The organism is Streptomyces sp. NPDC057280, from assembly GCF_042668605.1.
In the GTDB taxonomy this organism is placed as follows: domain Bacteria; phylum Actinomycetota; class Actinomycetes; order Streptomycetales; family Streptomycetaceae; genus Streptomyces.
The window spans coordinates 442180-459613 of sequence record NZ_JBHUYR010000002.1 but is presented as its reverse complement, the minus strand read 5'-3'; the positions used below and the strand labels follow the sequence as shown (position 1 = coordinate 459613).

The 17434-nt window shown below is 71.5% G+C and carries 15 protein-coding genes; 6 read left to right on the top strand and 9 right to left on the bottom strand.

From position 1 onward, the window contains the following. Positions 1-7: 7 nt before the first annotated feature. Genes ACFUO4_RS12680 through ACFUO4_RS12670 form a run of 3 tightly spaced genes read right to left on the bottom strand, consistent with a single transcriptional unit; the run spans position 8 to position 1791 of the window. Complete coding sequence (locus tag ACFUO4_RS12680) at positions 8-451, bottom strand: NUDIX hydrolase (RefSeq protein WP_079308471.1); 444 nt, start codon at positions 449-451, stop codon at positions 8-10. Between the two features lie 9 nt (positions 452-460). After that, a complete protein-coding gene (locus ACFUO4_RS12675; protein ID WP_383483291.1) occupies positions 461-1345 on the bottom strand; it encodes a pyridoxamine 5'-phosphate oxidase family protein in 885 nt (294 codons plus the stop codon). 2 nt (positions 1346-1347) lie between these two features. Next, complete coding sequence (locus ACFUO4_RS12670) at positions 1348-1791, bottom strand: VOC family protein (protein ID WP_383483288.1); 444 nt, start codon at positions 1789-1791, stop codon at positions 1348-1350. Positions 1792-1913: 122 nt separating this feature from the next. Between ACFUO4_RS12670 and ACFUO4_RS12665 the strand changes: the two genes are divergently transcribed. Next, complete coding sequence (locus tag ACFUO4_RS12665; protein WP_079308469.1) at positions 1914-2441, top strand: CGNR zinc finger domain-containing protein; 528 nt, start codon at positions 1914-1916, stop codon at positions 2439-2441. A 225-nt stretch (positions 2442-2666) separates the two neighbouring features. Beyond that, positions 2667-5966: a S8 family serine peptidase gene (locus tag ACFUO4_RS12660; RefSeq protein WP_383483284.1), complete on the top strand. Its 3300-nt coding sequence runs from the start codon at positions 2667-2669 to the stop codon at positions 5964-5966. Between the two features lie 51 nt (positions 5967-6017). On the opposite strand, the gene ACFUO4_RS12655 is transcribed toward ACFUO4_RS12660, so the two are convergent. Next, complete coding sequence (locus tag ACFUO4_RS12655) at positions 6018-6725, bottom strand: hypothetical protein (RefSeq protein WP_383483282.1); 708 nt, start codon at positions 6723-6725, stop codon at positions 6018-6020. Between the two features lies 1 nt (position 6726). Next, positions 6727-7266: a sigma-70 family RNA polymerase sigma factor gene (locus ACFUO4_RS12650; RefSeq protein ID WP_059191817.1), complete on the bottom strand. Its 540-nt coding sequence runs from the start codon at positions 7264-7266 to the stop codon at positions 6727-6729. A 112-nt stretch (positions 7267-7378) separates the two neighbouring features. On the opposite strand from ACFUO4_RS12650, the gene ACFUO4_RS12645 reads away from it, so the two are divergent. Continuing rightward, entirely contained in the window at positions 7379-9427 is a 2049-nt protein-coding gene (locus ACFUO4_RS12645) for a TerD family protein (RefSeq protein WP_383483278.1), read from the top strand. A 107-nt stretch (positions 9428-9534) separates the two neighbouring features. Next, on the top strand, positions 9535-10551 hold the full coding sequence (locus ACFUO4_RS12640) for an aspartate-semialdehyde dehydrogenase (RefSeq protein WP_383483275.1): 1017 nt from the start codon (positions 9535-9537) through the stop codon (positions 10549-10551). A 3-nt stretch (positions 10552-10554) separates the two neighbouring features. Here the strand turns inward: ACFUO4_RS12640 and ACFUO4_RS12635 are convergent, their stop codons facing one another. Further along, a complete protein-coding gene (locus ACFUO4_RS12635; RefSeq protein ID WP_079308466.1) occupies positions 10555-11034 on the bottom strand; it encodes a DUF1203 domain-containing protein in 480 nt (159 codons plus the stop codon). 121 nt (positions 11035-11155) lie between these two features. On the opposite strand from ACFUO4_RS12635, the gene pepN reads away from it, so the two are divergent. Then, a complete protein-coding gene (gene pepN / locus ACFUO4_RS12630; protein WP_383483271.1) occupies positions 11156-13732 on the top strand; it encodes an aminopeptidase N in 2577 nt (858 codons plus the stop codon). A gap of 265 nt (positions 13733-13997) precedes the next feature. On the opposite strand, the gene ACFUO4_RS12625 is transcribed toward pepN, so the two are convergent. Genes ACFUO4_RS12625 through ACFUO4_RS12615 form a run of 3 tightly spaced genes read right to left on the bottom strand, consistent with a single transcriptional unit; the run spans position 13998 to position 16810 of the window. Beyond that, positions 13998-14900: a LysR family transcriptional regulator gene (locus ACFUO4_RS12625; RefSeq protein ID WP_383483268.1), complete on the bottom strand. Its 903-nt coding sequence runs from the start codon at positions 14898-14900 to the stop codon at positions 13998-14000. An 18-nt stretch (positions 14901-14918) separates the two neighbouring features. Next, a complete protein-coding gene (locus ACFUO4_RS12620; RefSeq protein WP_383483265.1) occupies positions 14919-15830 on the bottom strand; it encodes a DMT family transporter in 912 nt (303 codons plus the stop codon). 35 nt (positions 15831-15865) lie between these two features. Beyond that, positions 15866-16810 carry an EamA family transporter gene (locus tag ACFUO4_RS12615; RefSeq protein ID WP_383483262.1) on the bottom strand — a complete coding sequence of 315 codons (945 nt, stop codon included), beginning with the start codon at positions 16808-16810 and terminating at the stop codon, positions 15866-15868. A 109-nt stretch (positions 16811-16919) separates the two neighbouring features. Between ACFUO4_RS12615 and ACFUO4_RS12610 the strand changes: the two genes are divergently transcribed. Continuing rightward, positions 16920-17429: a MarR family winged helix-turn-helix transcriptional regulator gene (locus ACFUO4_RS12610; protein WP_383483259.1), complete on the top strand. Its 510-nt coding sequence runs from the start codon at positions 16920-16922 to the stop codon at positions 17427-17429. Positions 17430-17434 lie beyond the last annotated feature (5 nt).

The window sequence follows — 17434 nt, the reverse complement described above, 5'->3', positions numbered from 1 at the left end:
GAGGGGTCTACAGCCGTCCCGTCACCGGCCGCTCCCGCCACAGCGCGAGCCCCGCGTCCACCAGGCCGACCCGGTTCAGGGCGGGTACCTCCGTCAGGGGGTGCCAGGCCGCCATGTCCGTGGAGCCGCCGATCTCGTGGCGGAGCTCGCCGCCGGTGACGCGGGCCTCGTAGACGAGCCGTACCTGGTGCTGGTCGATGTCCTGGCCGAGGCCGCGGGGGATGGGGTGGCGGAAGGAGTTCACACCGAGCAGGCCGGTGATCTCGACCAGATACCCGGTCTCCTCCTCCACCTCCCGCAGCACCGTGTCGTACGGATCCTCCCCGTGCTCCGTCCCGCCGCCCGGCAGGGTCCACTCCGGCTTGCCGTCGTCGTCGATCCAGCGGGCGAGGAGGATCTGGTCGTCACGGACGCATATGGCGTAGGCCGCCACCCTCAACTTCTTGCGCATACAGGGAAGTTAGCCCGCCGGGTCCGGATTGGCCGGTGAGTATTCGGGGGCCGACCAGCGCAGCGGGATCGCCGAGGGCCGTTCGACGGCCTGCGTGACGGTGAAGCGGACCCGGCGTTCGGTGCCCGTGAACTCCGTCCGGGCCTCGCCGGTGAGCTGGAGGGTCGTGCCGCTCGTCCAGTCCAGGAACAGCAGGCCCGCCCTGGGGTCGGCGTCGAGGTTCCCCAGGGAGAGGAACATCGAGTTGCCCGGGTAGTCCCGCCAGCCGAGCTCGCGCGGTGAGGCGACGTGCACGAAGCCGGGGTTGCCGCCTCGGTGGCTGGCGTCGGCGCCGCCCGGGTGGACGGTCGCCAGGAAGAAGGTGTCGGACGCGATGATGAACTCCGCCTGGGAAGGAGTGAGTTCGGAACCGTGCCGGGCTTCGTCCCCCGTCCGGTCGGGCACCACCTCGTACGACTCCCTCTTCTGCAGATACTTCGGGCAGTTGGCGAAGACCTGTTCCGCCGTCACCACGAAACCCCGCTCCGTGGGCCGCAGCCGGCCGTTGAGGCGCATCCGGCGGCGGGTGCGGGGGTCGAGGGCGATCGTGCCCACCAGGGTGCCGTCGGTGGTGAGGGCCGGGGCGAGCGGGTCCGCGGCTGCCACCCCTCCTGTCACCGACATCCGGTGGGGGCCGGTCGCCCGTACGAATCCCGGCGGTCCGTGCAGCGCGGACGCCCAGACCTCGCCCGTCGACGGGTCCGCGGCACCCACGACCAGCAACGGCTGCAAGCCGAGGAACGCGGCGGCGACCGGCTTGATGCCCCCGCCGATCGAGGCGCCCACATGGTCCGCCCGCTCCCGCACCCCCACCCGGTCCTGCACGGCCCGCGAACCCGCGTGATACGTGCCCATGTCTAGAAGAACCCGCAGGTCGGAGCCGACTCCACCGGCGCCGGCGCGCCCTCGGCGCCGCTCGGCACCGAGATCTCCAGCCGGGTCCCGTCCGGGTCATGGAAGAAGATGCCGCCGGACGCCGCGCCCTCGCGGTGGGCGACGACCCCCTCGTAGGCGAAGTCCACGTCATACGACCGCAGGGCCGCCTCGTACTCCCGCACCCGCTCGATCGAGTCCGCCTCGAAGGCGAGGTGGTGCAGGCCGGCGCGGTCGCCCGCGAAGCCGTCGGCCGCCTGCTGCCAGAGCGTGAGGACGAGGGCCGAGCCGTCGCCCAGGAACGCGTACCGGCGGCCCTCCTCCTTGCCCTCGCCGATCAGCGTGAAGCCCAGGACGTCCCGGTAGAAGGCGAGCGAGCGGTCGAGGTCGGTGACGTTCAGGCCGACGTGGCCGGTGCGCAAGGTCATGACTCTCCCCAGGGAAGACGGCCGCCCTCATGGCTAACCTCTATAAAGTAAGTTAAAGGTTAGATGCGGTCGCCGCAACCCCTCACGTACTCTTGAGCGGTTAGCAGCGAAGGAGCCCCCACATGTCAGCCGACCCGCGCCCCCTCACCGGCGAGCCCCTCGCCCTCGACCTGCTCAACACGCGGTGGATGCGGGAAGGCGCCGTCCAGGACCTGCTCCGGGACGGCGACGGGCTCGCCGTATGGCTGGCGGCCAACGCGCTCGACGGACGGTTCGCGGCCGACGCGCCGACCCTGCGGCACACCCTCCAGGCGCGGGACGCGCTGCGGAAGGCCGTCGACGGGGGCGAGACGGCACCCCTGGACGCCGTACTCGATCACGGCCGCATCCGGGCCACCCTCACCGCCGAAGGACCCGGCGAGGCCCCGGAATTCCGCGACCCCGCGTGGGGGCCCGCCTGGCTCGCCGCCCGCAACTACCTTCAGCTCCTCGCCACCGCCCCCGACCGCATCCGAGGCTGCGCCCACGAGGCGTGCATCCTGCACTTCTTCGACACCTCACGGAACGGGACGCGCCGCTGGTGCTCGATGGCGGCGTGCGGGAACCGGGCGAAGGCGTCGCGGCATTACGCGCGTACCAGAGAAGCCTGAGAAAACGCTGGACAACGGCGGGCGGTTCGCCCCTTTTCTCACCCATCTCCCTAAAGGGGATCGCGGGTTTTCCCCATCCGCCCATATCGATTCGGTCAACTCTCCCTAAACATCCTTCCCATGCGTAAAGCTGTGCGATCGTCCGGGTCGCATTTCCGGACCTTCGCGGTCAGGACCGATCGGCCCGGCCGCATCCGCACGTTCCTTTACCTACAAGGGATGCCGATGACCCACACCCCCCAGCGCGATCCGATGTCGGGCAGCGCGAGACGCGTGGTGCGCATAGCCGTGGCCGCCGGTCTGGTGGCCGCGCTCTCCGCGGCCGGGCCCATACCCATGGCCTTCTCGGCCGACTCCGACACCTCCGCCGCGGCCGACCCGGGCGTCAAGTCCGCCGCCGAGAAGCTCGGTTCGGACGACGCGGAGCTCCTCGCCGAGGCCAAGGCCGCCGGCGACAAGAACGTCACGCTGATGGTCGCCACCGCCCCCGGCAAGACCGAGCAGGTCGCCGCGGAGCTGGACGCGGTCAAGGGCGGCCTCGTGGGCAAGACCTACGACAAGCTCGGTTACGTCCGCGCCACCGTGCCGACCGCCAAGGCGGACTCCGCCATCGCGGCCGCCGCCAAGCTCTCCTCCGTGCACGGCATCGACCTGCGCCAGGAGATCGCGCTCGACGACCCGACGCCGGCCGCCGACACCGCCAAGGGCGCCGCCTCAGCCGCGACGACCAAGACGTACCCGGCGCCGGACAAGAAGACCCCGGCCGTGAACCCGTACAACCCGTCCTTCGAGACGGGCGCCGTCGAGTTCGTGCAGGACCACCCGAAGGCGGACGGCCGCGGCGTCACCATCGGCATCCTGGACTCCGGTGTCGACCTCGGTCACCCGGCGCTCCAGAAGACCACCACGGGCGAGCGCAAGATCGTCGACTGGGTGACGGCGACCGACCCGGTCAACGACCAGGACGCCACCTGGCGGCGGATGAACAACCCGGTCAGCGGCCCGACCTTCACCATCGCGGGCGCCACCTGGCAGGCCCCGGCGGGCTCCTACCAGTTCAACCTGTTCCGCGAGGCGGCCACCACCGGCGGTGACGCCAAGGGCGACGCCAACCGCGACGGCGACACCACCGACGTCTGGGGCGTGCTCTACGACGCCGCCGCCGGCACGGTCCGGGTCGACCTGAACAACAACCACGACTTCTCCGACGACACGGCGATGAAGCCGTACAAGGACGGCTTCCAGATCGGCTACTTCGGTACCGACGACCCGTCCACGGACGTCGTCGAGCGCCAGCCGTTCGTCGTCGAGATCCGCAAGGACGTCGTCTTCAACGCCGCCGGTGACAAGTCCGACTACGTCAACATCGGCGTCATCGAGTCCGAGCACGGCACCCACGTCGCCGGCATCACCTCCGCCAACGGCCTGTTCGGCGGCAAGATGAACGGCGCGGCCCCGGGCGCGAAGATCGTCTCCTCCCGTGCCTGCACCTGGACCGGCGGCTGCACCAACATCGCGCTCACCGAGGGCATGATCGACCTCGTCACCAAGCGCGGTGTCGACATCGTCAACATGTCGATCGGCGGCCTGCCGGCGCTGAACGACGGCAACAACGCGCGCGCCGAGCTCTACACGCGCCTCATCGACACCTACGGTGTGCAGCTCGTGATCTCCGCGGGCAACTCCGGCCCCGGTGCCAACACCATCGGTGACCCGGGCCTCGCCGACAAGGTGATCTCGGTCGGCGCCGCCATCTCCAAGGAGACCTGGGCGTCCAACTACGGCTCCGCCGTGACGAAGCCGTACGCGCTGCTGCCCTTCTCCTCGCGCGGCCCGCGTGAGGACGGCGGCTTCACCCCGACGCTCGTCGCCCCGGGTGCCTCGATCAACACCACCCAGACCTGGCTGCCGGGCTCCCCGGTCGCCGAGTCGGGCTACACGCTGCCGGCCGGCTACTCGATGCTCCAGGGCACCTCGATGGCCTCCCCGCAGGCCGCGGGCGCCTCGGCGCTGCTGCTGTCCGCCGCCAAGCAGAAGCACATCGCCCTCACCCCGGCGACCCTGCGCACGGCACTGACCTCGACCGCCCACCACATCAAGGGTGTGCAGGCGTACGAGGAGGGCGCGGGCCGCATCGACATCGTCGACGCCTGGGACGCGATCCGGGACGGCGCGAGTGCCGACGAGTACACCGTCAAGGCGCCGGTCGACACCGCGATCGACCAGTTCCTGAAGACGCCGGGCTTCGGCACCGGCATCTACGACCGTGAGGGCGGCCTGAAGGCCGGCGTCAAGAAGTCGTACGACGTCACGATCACCCGTACGACCGGCGACGCCAAGCCGATCTGGCACCGGCTGAGCCTGGAGAACAACGCCTCCGGCACCTTCTCCATCGCCGGCCCCTCGGTGGTCAAGCTGGAGCTGAACAAGCCGGTCACCGTGAAGATCGTCGCCAAGGCGCCGTCCGCCGGCATCAAGAGCGTGATCCTGAACGTCGACGACCCGTTCACCGAGGGCGTCGACAAGCAGATCCTGAACACGGTCGTGGTCTCGACGCCGGTGAAGTACACCTACTCGGCGTCCAGCACCGTCCAGCGCAACAGCTCACAGTCCTACTTCGTGACCGTCCCCGAGGGCGCCAAGTCCCTCGAGGTCGCGATCGGCGGGCTGAAGGGCAAGAGCCAGACCCGGTTCATCGCGATCCACCCGTACGGCACTCCGGTCGACAACACCGGCACCCCGTACTGCTACAACAACTACCTCGACGGCAACGGCTGCAAGCCCGACGCGCGGGCGTACGCGGACCCGCAGGCCGGCGTCTGGGAGATCGAGGTCGAGTCGCGCCGTACGTCGCCGCTGCTCGACAACCCGTACAAGCTGGACGTCGCCGTCCTCGGCGCGGCCTTCGACCCGGAGACCGTGACCGTCCCCGAGGCCAAGGTCGGCACGCCGGTCGCCGCCTCGTGGAAGGTGACGAACAACTTCGCCGCCCTCGACGGCAAGCTGGTCGGCGGCCCGCTCGGCTCGGCCAAGTCGGCCCGTCCGTCCATCGCCGAGGGTGCCACCCAGACCACCACGGTCGAGGTGCCCGAGGGCGCCAAGTCGCTCGACGTGGCCATCGGCAACGTCTCCGACGCCTCCGCGGACCTGGACCTGACGGTCTACGACGCGGCGGGCACGCAGGTCGGCCAGTCCGCCGACGGCGACTCGGAGGAGGCCGTCTCGATCGCCTCCCCGGCCGCCGGGACGTACACCATCGAGGTCGTCGGCTACTCGGTCCCGGCCGGGACCACGGCGTACGACTACCAGGACGTGTTCTTCTCCGCCGCGCTCGGCGCCGTCACGGTCGACGACTCGGCCGCGGTGAAGCTGGGCACGGGTGCCTCGACGAACGTCGCCGCGAGCGTCACCGCCGCCGCGGCCGCTCCGGAGGGCCGTGAGTTCTTCGGCCAGGTCCAGCTGGTGAACGCGCGCGGCACGGTCGCGGGCATCGGCAGCGTGAAGATCGAGAAGGTCACGCCGTAGTCGTTCCTACGGTGATCAGGGCGGGCGTCCCGTTGGGGCGCCCGCCCTTTCTCATGCACAGGGCAGGCCGCGCGACTCCGGCAACGACGCCTGGACCCAGGCCCGTTCGCGGGCGACCTCCTTCGCGCCGACCACCCAGTGGTCGGGCACGGCGTCGCCCTGGAGCACCCCGAACAGCACCGGGTCGCCCTTGTGCAGGCCGTCGGTGAAGGTGTCGTCGACGACGTACGTCAGCTGCTCGGGGCCCTTCATGTCCTGCTTGTAGTAGCGGACCACGTCCACCGTGATCCGCAACTGCACCTGGTCCGTGAGGCGTTCGACCGAGGCGACCTTCCCCTCGACGACCAGCCGGGTGCAGGCCAGGTAGTGCGGGCTGCCGAAGCGGGCGGCATCGGTGTCCAGCTGGGACTTCTGGGAGGTGGCGCTGCCGGCGTCCGCGCTGTCGCCGCCGCCCGTCGCGATCAGCCAGCCGAGCCCGGTGACCACGGAGGCCGCGGCGGCGACCACGAGGGTGCCGAAGGCGAGGCGGGGAGCCCAGTGGCGGACGCGTGAGGGACGGCGTACGGGGGCCGGTCGCGGAGCCGGGGCCGGTTCCTTCGCCAACGTGTCCCCGATGAGGCCGAGTTGCTCGCGCAGCAGGGCGATGTCATCGGTGGCCGCCCGGTGTTCGGCGCGGAAGTCTGCGTCCGCGTCGTCGGGCAGGGGTGCGCCGGTGAGCGCGGCCATCAGCGCGTCGGCATCCCGGTGTTCGGCGGTCATGTCACACCACCTCGTCCTCGTGCAGACGGGCGCGCAGCGCGCGGACCGCCGTGTGCAGCCTGCTTTTGACCGTGCCCTCGGGGACGCCGAGTTCCTGGGCGATGTCCCGGACCGGCAGGTCGGCGTAGAACCGCAGGACGAGGACCTGGCGCTGGGCGTCGGGGAGTTCGTCCAGCCCCTGGGCGACGGCGAGCGAGAGCACGCTGGTGTCCTCGCCGGAGGGATGCTCCAACTGGCGCAGGGAGGCGAGGCGTTCGCCGATGCGCTCCTGCCGGCGTTTGGCGCGGTGCCAGTCCATGGCGAGGTTGGAGGCGACGACGGCCGCCCACGCGGAGACGTCACGCGGCGCCTCGTACCCCTTGGCCGCGCGCTCCAGCAACCGCAGGCGGACCTGCTGCACCCCGTCCGGCAGGTCCGCCTGCGGTACGCCGCCGAGCGCGAGCACGGCTCGCACCCGACGTTCCTGGGCCGCGTCGAGGGGGTCGTCCGGCCCGTCATGGACACCCTCCCCCTGGCCGCGGCGGGCCTTTCTGCGCAGCACGGCTCCCCCTCTCCTCGCCGCGTTTCCTCTATGACGCCGGTGCGGGCGGAAACGTTCGGCCCGATTCCCGGAATTCTTTCTTCACATGATCTTCACTGCCACCATGTGCCCCATGACCCACATCGTGAAGGGGGCCAACACCCCTGTCCCCACCGGTCCTCTGAGGGTTGCCGTCTGCCGCCGCAAGGTGCCGGGGACGCCCGTCGTGGACGTCTCGGCGCTGCTGCTGGACGCGACGGGCAAGGTCCGCGGGGACGCCGACCTCGTCTTCCACAACCAGCCCGCGCATCCGTCGGGCGCGGTACGGCACCTCGGCACCGGGGACGGCGTGGACCAGCTCGCCGAGTGGCTGGAGCTGGACCTGCCCCGGGTGGAGCCGGCGGTGCAGCGGGTGCTGGTCGCCGCGTCCTGCGACGGCGGCACGTTCGGGGCGGTGCCGGGCCTCGCGCTCCAGACCGTCGCGGGGGACGGCACGATCGTCGCGCACTACGACGTGACGGACGCCGCCGGTGAGAGGGCGTTCGTGCTCGGGGAGTTCTACCGGCGCAACGGGGAGTGGAAGTTCCGGGCGGTCGGGCAGGGGTGGGAGTCGGGGCTGGCGGGGCTGGCGACGGACTTCGGGATCGTGGTGGCGGAGGAACCGGTGGCGACCGCTCCGGTGCCTGTGATGCAGGCCGCGGTCGCCAAGACGGCCGCAGCGCCGATCGCCGATGCCGTACCGCCGTCCCCGTACACCCCCGTAGCCGCTCCCACCCCCCTCGGCGCCGACTTCCGGCCGCACACCCAGAGCGGCCGCGGCAACGGCGTCGTCTCCGTCGACGTCCCGCTGCCGCCCGGGCCGGTGATCGTGGAGGCGCGGGTCCGGGGCGACGAGTGGCTGCTCGTCGAGACGCTGAACCGGCGCAACAAGGACGAGGACACCGTCTTCAACACCACCCTGCGCGACTTCCACGGCCGCGCCCTGGTGCAGCCCCCGCGCGACCGCCCGCTGCGGATGAAGGTCAACTACGACGGCGACTGGACGATCAGCGTGCTGCCGCTGTCGGCGGCCCGGCCGCTCGGCACCCGGACACTCGCCGGACGCGGCCCCGACGTCGTCGCCTACACCGGCACCATGGCCGATGTGAAGGTCCGCTTCGACGGCGGCGCCGACCGCGGTGAGTGGTTCGTGCTGAACTGCCACGAGGCCGAGCACTTCGACGACCTCGACGAGCACGAGATGCTGTGCAACGAGACGGGGAAGCTCAAGCAGACCGTCCCGGTCCCCGACGGCCCGCTGCTGCTCGTCATCGAGCACGGCGACGGCAGCTGGGAGCTCACCGCCGAGCCGCTGCCCGTCCGCGATCCCTCGGCCGGGCAGAAGACCGGCGCGTACGAGGGCCGCGGCGACCGGACGGTCACCCTCGTCAACCCGCGCCCCGGCCGTCCCGCCCTGGTCCGGTACGACTTCCCCGGCGCGAAGGCCGACTACAGCCTCGAAGTGCAGCGCGTCGACGAGTACGGCGACGAGACCGAGTGGCTCACCGGCCGCCAGCACGGCACCCGGGGCACGGCCGTGCTGTTCGCCGACGGCCGGGCCGAGCAGGCCGTGCGGGTCAAGTGCGGGGGCGACTGGACGCTGCGGCTGCTGCCCGAGGACCAGGCGCCGCTGCTCACCGGCCCGACCGAGGGCCGGGGCAGCACCGTCCTGCGCTATCAGGGGCCACCCACCCTGATGACGGTGCAGCGGACCTCCCGCGGCAACGACGAGCACCTCAGCGCCTGGTCCCTGAACCACCCCTACGGCAAGTCCACGACCATCGCCGACACGCTCGGCCGCCGGCGCCCCACCCTCGGGCCGGTGTGGGTCGACCCCGGCGGCACCTGCTTCATCACGGTCCGGGCGGCCGAGGACACGAAGTGGCGGCTGGAGCCGGCCCCGCTCAGTGCCGCGCCCGTGCTCGGCGCGCGGACGCCGGGCGGCTGGTATGGAGTCGTACGTCACACCGGGCCCGAGGCCGAGCTGGTGGTCGTCGGAACGGCCATGATCCATGTCTTCGAACTGGACGAAAACCTCTTCCCGCACCGGAAACTCACCGCTTCTTCCGGTCCGTACCGCATATCGAACGCGATCCTCCACGTCCGGTGCCTCGGCGAGTGGACGCTGGAACTGCGGCCCTGACCGGCATGCCGTCCCATCCCTCGGGCAAAGGATTGGACACACCGGCCGGTAAGAGACGCATGATGGAAACGTCCAGGCCACGCACCCGCCACGTAGAAGGAGTCGTCGTGAAGGTAGGAATCGTCGGAGCCACCGGCCAGGTCGGCACGGTCATGCGCAGGATCCTCGTGGAGCGGGAGTTCCCGGTCACCGAGCTGCGTCTGTTCGCCTCGGCCCGCTCGGCGGGGACGGTCCTGGACGGCGTGACGGTGGAGGACGCGGCGACGGCGGACTACACGGGCCTGGACATCGTGCTGTTCTCGGCGGGCGGCGCGACCTCGAAGGCGCTGGCCGAGAAGGTCGCCGCGCAGGGCGCGGTCGTGATCGACAACTCCTCGGCCTGGCGCAAGGACCCCGAGGTGCCCCTCGTCGTCTCCGAGGTGAACCCGCACGCCATCGCGGACCGTCCCAAGGGCATCATCGCCAACCCGAACTGCACCACCATGGCCGCGATGCCGGTCCTGAAGGTGCTGGACGCCGAGGCGGGCCTGACGGCGCTGGTCGCCACCACGTACCAGGCGGTCTCCGGTTCCGGCCTCGCGGGCGTGGCGGAGCTGCACGGCCAGGTCCAGAAGGTCGTCACCGACGCCGACAAGCTGACCCACGACGGCGAGGCGATCGACTTCCCCGACCCGCAGGTCTACAAGCGTCCGATCGCCTTCAACGTGCTGCCCTTCGCCGGCAACCTCGTCGACGACGGCCTCAACGAGACGGACGAGGAGCAGAAGCTCCGCAACGAGTCCCGCAAGATCCTGGAGCTCCCCGAGCTGAAGGTGTCCGGCACCTGCGTGCGCGTCCCGGTCTTCTCCGGCCACTCGCTCCAGCTCAACGCCCGCTTCGCCCGTCCGATCAGCCCGGAGCGCGCGACCGAGCTGCTCGCCGGCGCCCCCGGTGTCGCGCTCTCCGACATCCCCACACCGCTCCAGGCCGCCGGCAAGGACGTCTCCTACGTCGGCCGCATCCGCAGCGACGAGACCGTCGACAACGGCCTCGCCCTGTTCGTCTCGGGCGACAACCTCCGCAAGGGCGCGGCCCTGAACGCGGTGCAGATCGCGGAGCTGGTGGCGGCGGAGCTGAAGGGCTGACGCCTACCCCCTTCTGACCTCGTAGAGGAAGCAGCCGTACTCGACGGCCCGGACGTGGACGAGCGCCACGGCCGGGTCGTCGAACGCGTTCCGGAAGGCGTCGTCGTCGAGGGTGGCGACCAGCTCGCCGCCGAGGATGTGCCCGTCGGCGGAGTAGCGGCGGACGGTCCGGTGGGCGTTGTCGAACGGGTATCCGTCGCCCTCGGGCCCCTGACATTCCTCGGCGTGGATGAAGACGGGCCCCTGCTCGTCGTAGGCCCCCGGCTCGGCGCCCGTCTGTGCGGCCCAGCGCCGCAGCGGGGCGTACGACACCAGGGCGATCCGCTCCCCCGGCGCACTGCGCCGCAGACAGCACCTCAGGGGCGCGCCGCCCTCGTCGTCGGTCACGGGAACCATCTCGCGCCCCGAGTCGTCGGTGGAGCGGAGCTCTTTCAGAGCGGTCGGGGGAACGGGGCGTGCGGTGTAGGTGGTCGTGTGTGCCATGTGCTCCAGCCTCCCGGGTGTCCTCCCCGGTCACCGGCGGGTTCCGGACATCGCGTTTCGTCCGGCTCCCATGGAAGGATGGCGGAACCGCCGAACCTACCCATAACGAGGAGATGACCGCGTGCCTGGCACAAACCTGACTCGCGAAGAGGCTCAGCAGCGAGCCCAGCTGCTCACCGTCGAGTCCTACGAGATCGATCTCGACCTCTCCGGCGCGCAAGAGGGCGGTACCTACAGGTCCGTGACCACGGTGCGCTTCGACGTGGCCGAGAGCGGGGCCGAGTCCTTCATCGACCTGGTGGCCCCGGAGGTCCACGAGGTCACCCTGAACGGCGACGCGCTCGACCCGGCGGAGGTCTTCAAGGACTCCCGCATCGCGCTCCCCGGCCTGCTCCAGGGCCGCAACGTCCTGCGCGTGGCGGCGGACTGCGCCTACACCAACACGGGTGAGGGCCTGCACCGTTTCGTCGACCCGGTCGACCAGCAGGCGTACCTGTACACCCAGTTCGAGGTGCCGGACGCCCGCCGCGTCTTCGCCTCCTTCGAGCAGCCGGACCTGAAGGCCACCTTCCAGTTCACCGTGAAGGCGCCGACCGGCTGGACGGTCATCTCCAACTCCCCGACGCCGGAGCCGAAGGACGACGTCTGGGTCTTCGAGCCGACCCCGCGCATCTCGTCGTACATCACGGCGCTGATCGTCGGCCCGTACCACTCGGTCCACAGCGTCTACGAGAAGGACGGCCAGTCCGTCCCGCTCGGCATCTACTGCCGTCCCTCGCTCGCCGAGTTCCTCGACTCGGACGCGATCTTCGAGGTGACGCGGCAGGGCTTCGACTGGTTCCAGGAGAAGTTCGACTACGCGTACCCCTTCAAGAAGTACGACCAGCTGTTCGTGCCGGAGTTCAACGCGGGCGCGATGGAGAACGCGGGCGCGGTCACCATCCGCGACCAGTACGTGTTCCGCTCGAAGGTCACGGACGCCGCGTACGAGGTCCGTGCCGAGACGATCCTCCATGAGCTGGCCCACATGTGGTTCGGCGACCTGGTCACCATGGAGTGGTGGAACGACCTGTGGCTGAACGAGTCGTTCGCCACGTACACGTCGATCGCCTGTCAGGCGTACGCGCCGGACAGCCGCTGGCCGCACTCCTGGACGACGTTCGCGAACTCGATGAAGACGTGGGCGTACCGGCAGGACCAGCTGCCCTCCACGCACCCGATCATGGCGGAGATCCGTGACCTGGACGACGTCCTGGTCAACTTCGACGGCATCACCTACGCCAAGGGCGCGAGCGTGCTGAAGCAGCTCGTGGCGTACGTCGGCATGGACGAGTTCTTCGCGGGCGTGCAGGCGTACTTCAAGCGGCACGCGTTCGGCAACACGCGGCTGTCGGACCTGCTGGGCGCGCTGGAGGAGACCTCCGGCCGCGACCTGGGCACCTGGTCGCAGAAGTGGCTCCAGACGGCCGGCATCAACATCCTGCGCCCCGAGATCGAGACGGACGAGCACGGCGTCATCACGTCCTTCGCCATCCGCCAGGAGGCCCCGGCCCTCCCGGCGGGCGCGAAGGGCGAGCCGACGCTGCGCCCGCACCGGATCGCGGTCGGCCTGTACGAGCTGGACGAGGACAGCGGCAAGCTGGTCCGCGACGAGCGCGTCGAACTGGACGTCGACGGCGAGCTGACGGCCGTGCCGGAGCTGGTCGGCAAGCGCCGCCCGGCGGTCGTGCTGCTGAACGACGACGACCTGTCGTACGCCAAGGTCCGCCTGGACGAGCAGAGCCTGGCGTTCGTGACGGAGCACCTGGGCGACTTCGAGTCCTCCCTCCCCCGCGCCCTGTGCTGGGCGTCGGCCTGGGACATGACGCGCGACGCGGAACTCGCGACCCGCGACTACCTCTCCCTGGTCCTGTCCGGCATCGGCAAGGAGTCGGACATCGGTGTCGTGCAGTCCCTGCACCGCCAGGTGAAGCTCGCGATCGAGCTGTACGCCGACCCGGCGGCCCGCGAGGCGCTGCTGACCCGCTGGACCGACGCCACGCTGGCGCACCTGCGGTCGGCGACCGCGGGCAGCGACCACCAGCTGGCGTGGGCGCGCGCGTTCGCGGCGACGGCCCGTACGCCGGAGCAGCTGGACCTCCTGGAGGCCCTGCTGGACGGTTCGCAGACGATCGAGGGCCTGGCCGTCGACACCGAGCTGCGCTGGGCGTTCGTGGAGCGCCTCGCGGCGGTCGGCCGCTTCGACGAGGCCGAGATCGCCGGCGAGTACGAGCGGGACAAGACCGCGGCCGGCGAGCGCCACGCGGCGACCGCCCGCGCGGCCCGTCCGACGGCGGAGGCGAAGGCGGAGGCCTGGGCGCAGGTCGTGGAGTCCGACAAGCTCCCGAACGCGGTCCAGGAAGCGGTGATCGGCGGCTTCGTCCAGACCGGCCAGCGCGAGCTGCTCGCCCCGTACACCGACAAGTACTTCGAGGTGGTCAAGGGCATCTGGGACACCCGCTCCCACGAGATCGCCCAGCAGATCGCGGTCGGCCTCTACCCGTCGATCCAGGTCTCCGAGGAGACCCTGGCCAAGACGGACGCCTGGCTGACCTCGGCCGAACCGAACGCGGCCCTGCGCCGCCTGGTCTCGGAATCCCGCTCGGGCGTGGAGCGGGCTCTCAAGGCCCAGGCGGCGGACGCGGCGGCCGCGGAGTAGTAGGCGGTACGTGGACGGGGGGCGCTCGGAGTGGTTCCGGGCGCCCCCCTTGTCGTAGGGCGCCAGGGGCGGGGCGCCGGGTCGTATTGCGGGTGCGGGCCGGTGGGGGCTGGTCGCGCAGTTCCCCGCGCCCCTTGGTCGCTCATGTGGACCTACTCAGCTGCGGGCAGTCGTGCCGCTGGGGCGGCACGGGTGGGCGCAGCGGCACCCCGCCGGCGCGGGCAAGCGAAAACGCCCCGCCCTCAGCCCCCACCCCGCCGCACCCTCACCCCACTCCCGCAGCAACCCCCTCCAACGCCGCCAGCACCCGCCCCACCACGACCCCCGCCTCACTACCCCTCCGCACCGCCGCCACCACATGCCGCACCGGCCGGTCCGCCCCCAGCTCCCGCATCACCACCCCACCCCTCCCCACCGCGGCCATCCGCGGCACCAGCGCCACCCCCATGCCCGCCTCCACCATCGCCAGGATCGCCGTCCACCCCGCCGCCGAGTGCCCCTGCCGAGGCGTGAACCCGGCCGCCTCGCACGCCCCGCGGGTGATGTCCGACCACGGCCCGCTCCCCCCGAAGATCCACGGCTCCCCGGCCAGGTCGGCCAACCGCAGCCCCGCCACACCCGCCAGCTCGTGCCCCCGCGGCAGTGCCACATCCAGCGGGTCCGCCAGCAGCTCCACCCGCGTGAACCGCCCGTCCCCCACCACCGGCGCCTGCGCGGCCAGCGACAGCGCGAGGTCGACCTCCCCGGCGGCCAGCAGCTCGTACGCCTCCCCCGCCTCCGCCTCCCGCACCCGCACGCTCACCCCGGGAGCCGAATCCCGCAGCGCCCGCACGGCTGGTACGACCAGCGCGGGCACCGCGGTCGAGAAGGCGCCGACCCGCACCTCCCCCACCTCGCCCCGCAGATGCGCCGCCAACTCCGCGTCCGCGCGCTCCAGTTGCTCGAACACCGCCTCGGCATGCCGCAGCACGAGCAGCGCCGCGTCCGTGAGCCGCACCCGCCGCCCCTGCGCCTCCAGGAGCGGCACTCCCACCTGCTTCGCCAGATTGGTCAGCTGCTGCGACACCGCCGACGGCGTCATCCGCAGCGCCTCGGCCGTCGCGGTCACGGTGCCCTGCTCCCGCAGGGTCCGCAGGATGCGCAGTTTCCGGATGTCCCACTCGACCATGGGGGCAACCTACGCAAGCTACGAGACGGCCCCCCACATCACCCCGCCGAGGATCAGCGCCATGCACAGCACCTGCACCGGCCCGACCGTCTCCTCGAGCACCGCCCAGGACAGCAGGGCCACGCACACCGGCTGAAGGTAGTAGACGATCCCGGCACGGGCCGCGCCGACCAGGGCGATCGCCTTGTTCCAGGCGAAGAAGGCGACGGCCGAGGAGGCCACCCCGACGTACAACAGCGGCAGCACCGTCGCGGTCGTCGGGGTGAAGCCTCCCTGGACCGCCAGACTCACGCCCTGCGCGGGCAGCAGCAGCCCGGCGCCGACGAGGAACGTGGTGAAGAGGAAGGCCGCACCCCCGAGTTCGGCGGGGCGGCGCCGCAGCAGCGCGCTGTACCCGGCGAAGCAGCAAGCCGCGCCGATCATCCACAGGTCCCCGGCCGCGAACCCCGCGCCTCCGCCCATCAGCAGCAGCACCCCCGCGCAGGCCACGAGCAGCCCGGCGCCCCTGCGTCGCCCCAGCCGTACGCCCGACGCCCGCTCGAACACCGCCATCAGCACCGGCGACGCGGCCATGATCATGCCCATGGTGGCGGCGGGGGTGGTCACCCCGGCCTGGTTCACCAAGGTGTTGTAGACGGTGACGCCGAGGAACGAGGCGAGGACGACGAAGCCGAGGTGCCGACGGATCGCCGCCCGCTGCCGCCAGGCCTGCCGCGCCCCGAACGGGGCGACCGCCACGAGCGCGACGACCCAGCGCCAGAAGGCCTGCTGAACGGGCGGCACGCTGTCGTGCAGCGCACGGGAGGTGACGAAGCTGCCCGACCAGACGACGGTCGCGAGGGCGGCGCAAGCGACCCCGAGGGCGGCGGTCCGCGCGGCCCTCGGGGTCGGGGTGGTACGGGTGGGGGTCCTTTCGAGGACGTCGGTCACGTGGGTCCTTCCCCTGCTCGGTGATCTCGGTTGATCTACCGTCGCAGCGCCGGACCTGTCACGTCCATCGAATCTTTCCGAGCGTTCTTTTCAGGGAAACTGAACGATCGGATCGGGGCGTCCGCCGGGGTCCGCTGCCGGAGCTGGCCGGCCACCGTCGCCCCGAACGCCAGCGCCATGCCCGCCAGCTGGACCGGCGTCAGCGCCTGTCCGAGCGCCGCCCAGCCGACGACCGCCGCGGTCAGCGGGGAGAGCGGGCCGAGGAAGGTGACCTGGGTGGCGGTGAGGCGGCCGATGCCGCGGAACCACAGCCAGTAGGCGACGGCCGTGTTGGCGAGCGCGAGGTAGAGGTAGCCGCCGATCGCCGGCCCGTCCAGCGCCGGCGGGGCGCCCTCGGCCAGGAAGGCGAGCGGCGCGATGAGCAGCCCGCCCGCGGTCAGCTGCCAGGCGGTGAGGGCGAGCGGGCCGACGCCGTCGGGGCGGCCCCAGCGCTTGGTCAGCACGGTGCCGGTGGACATGGAGGCGGCGGAGGCGAGCGCCGCCAGAACGCCGACGGCGTCGAGGGCCCCGGCCGCCTTCAGGACGACGAGACTGACGCCGAACGCCGCCACGACCCCGGTCAGCACGCTCCGGGCCGTGGGCCGCTGCCCCAGCAGCACCGCCGAGAGCCCCACCACGAACAGCGGCCCGACCGACCCGACGACCGCCGCCATCCCGCCGGGCAGCCGGTACGCCGACAGGAACAGCAGCGGGAAGAAGGCGCCGATGTTCAGCGCGCCGAGCACCGCGACCTTCCCCCACCAGATGCCGCGCGGCAGCACCCGGGCGAGGGCGAGCAGGACCAGACCGGCGGGCAGGGCCCGCATGAGGCCGGTGAACAGGGGGCGGTCGGCCGGGAGGAACTCCGTGGTGACGGCGTAGGTGGTGCCCCAGGAGACGGGGGCGAGGGCGGTGAGCAGGACGGTCGCGGCGCGGTTCACGACGACACCCCTTCCGAAGGATCACTTGGTAGTAATTAGCTTAGCGCTAAGCTACTTACTGTCAACCCACTTTCTTGCGGGCGACCGGAACGGGGCGGATACTCTCCGCATGAGTGCATCGCGCAAGGACCCCGTCGACGCGATCGTCGACCAGTGGGCGGCCGTACGGCCCGACCTGGACACCAAGGCGATGGAGGTCTTCGGACGGATCTTCCGCCTCTCCCGCGCCATGGGCGACCGCATGGAACGGGCGTACGCCCCCTATGGGATCGCTCGCGGCGAGTTCGACGTCCTGGCCACCCTGCGCCGGTCCGGCGAGCCCTACACCCTCTCCCCGCGCCAGCTCTCCGGCACGCTGATGCTCACCACCGGCGGCATGACCGGCCGCCTCGACAAGCTGGAACGCGCGGGCCTGATCCGCCGCTCCCCCGACCCCCACGACCGCCGCGGCCTCCAAGTGACCCTGACGGAGAAGGGGTTGACCACCGTCGACGAGGCGGTCGGCGCCGGCCTGGCCGCCGAGACGACGGCCCTGTCCGCCCTGAACGCCGAACAGGCCGACCAACTGGCCGACCTGTTGCGTGAGTTGCTGGCTGGTACGGAGGAGACAGGCCGTTAGGGCCG

Bases quoted from the DNA above. Each gene is read 5' to 3' on its own strand.
- ACFUO4_RS12665 (WP_079308469.1), top strand. From the start codon at position 1,914: ATGTCAGCCGACCCGCGCCCCCTCACCGGCGAGCCCCTCGCCCTCGAC.
- ACFUO4_RS12675 (WP_383483291.1), bottom strand. From the start codon at position 1,345: ATGGGCACGTATCACGCGGGTTCGCGGGCCGTGCAGGACCGGGTGGGG.
- ACFUO4_RS12660 (WP_383483284.1), top strand. From the start codon at position 2,667: ATGACCCACACCCCCCAGCGCGATCCGATGTCGGGCAGCGCGAGACGC.
- ACFUO4_RS12670 (WP_383483288.1), bottom strand. From the start codon at position 1,791: ATGACCTTGCGCACCGGCCACGTCGGCCTGAACGTCACCGACCTCGAC.
- ACFUO4_RS12635 (WP_079308466.1), bottom strand. From the start codon at position 11,034: ATGGCACACACGACCACCTACACCGCACGCCCCGTTCCCCCGACCGCT.
- ACFUO4_RS12645 (WP_383483278.1), top strand. From the start codon at position 7,379: ATGACCCACATCGTGAAGGGGGCCAACACCCCTGTCCCCACCGGTCCT.
- ACFUO4_RS12680 (WP_079308471.1), bottom strand. From the start codon at position 451: ATGCGCAAGAAGTTGAGGGTGGCGGCCTACGCCATATGCGTCCGTGAC.
- ACFUO4_RS12610 (WP_383483259.1), top strand. From the start codon at position 16,920: ATGAGTGCATCGCGCAAGGACCCCGTCGACGCGATCGTCGACCAGTGG.
- ACFUO4_RS12625 (WP_383483268.1), bottom strand. From the start codon at position 14,900: ATGGTCGAGTGGGACATCCGGAAACTGCGCATCCTGCGGACCCTGCGG.
- ACFUO4_RS12655 (WP_383483282.1), bottom strand. From the start codon at position 6,725: ATGACCGCCGAACACCGGGATGCCGACGCGCTGATGGCCGCGCTCACC.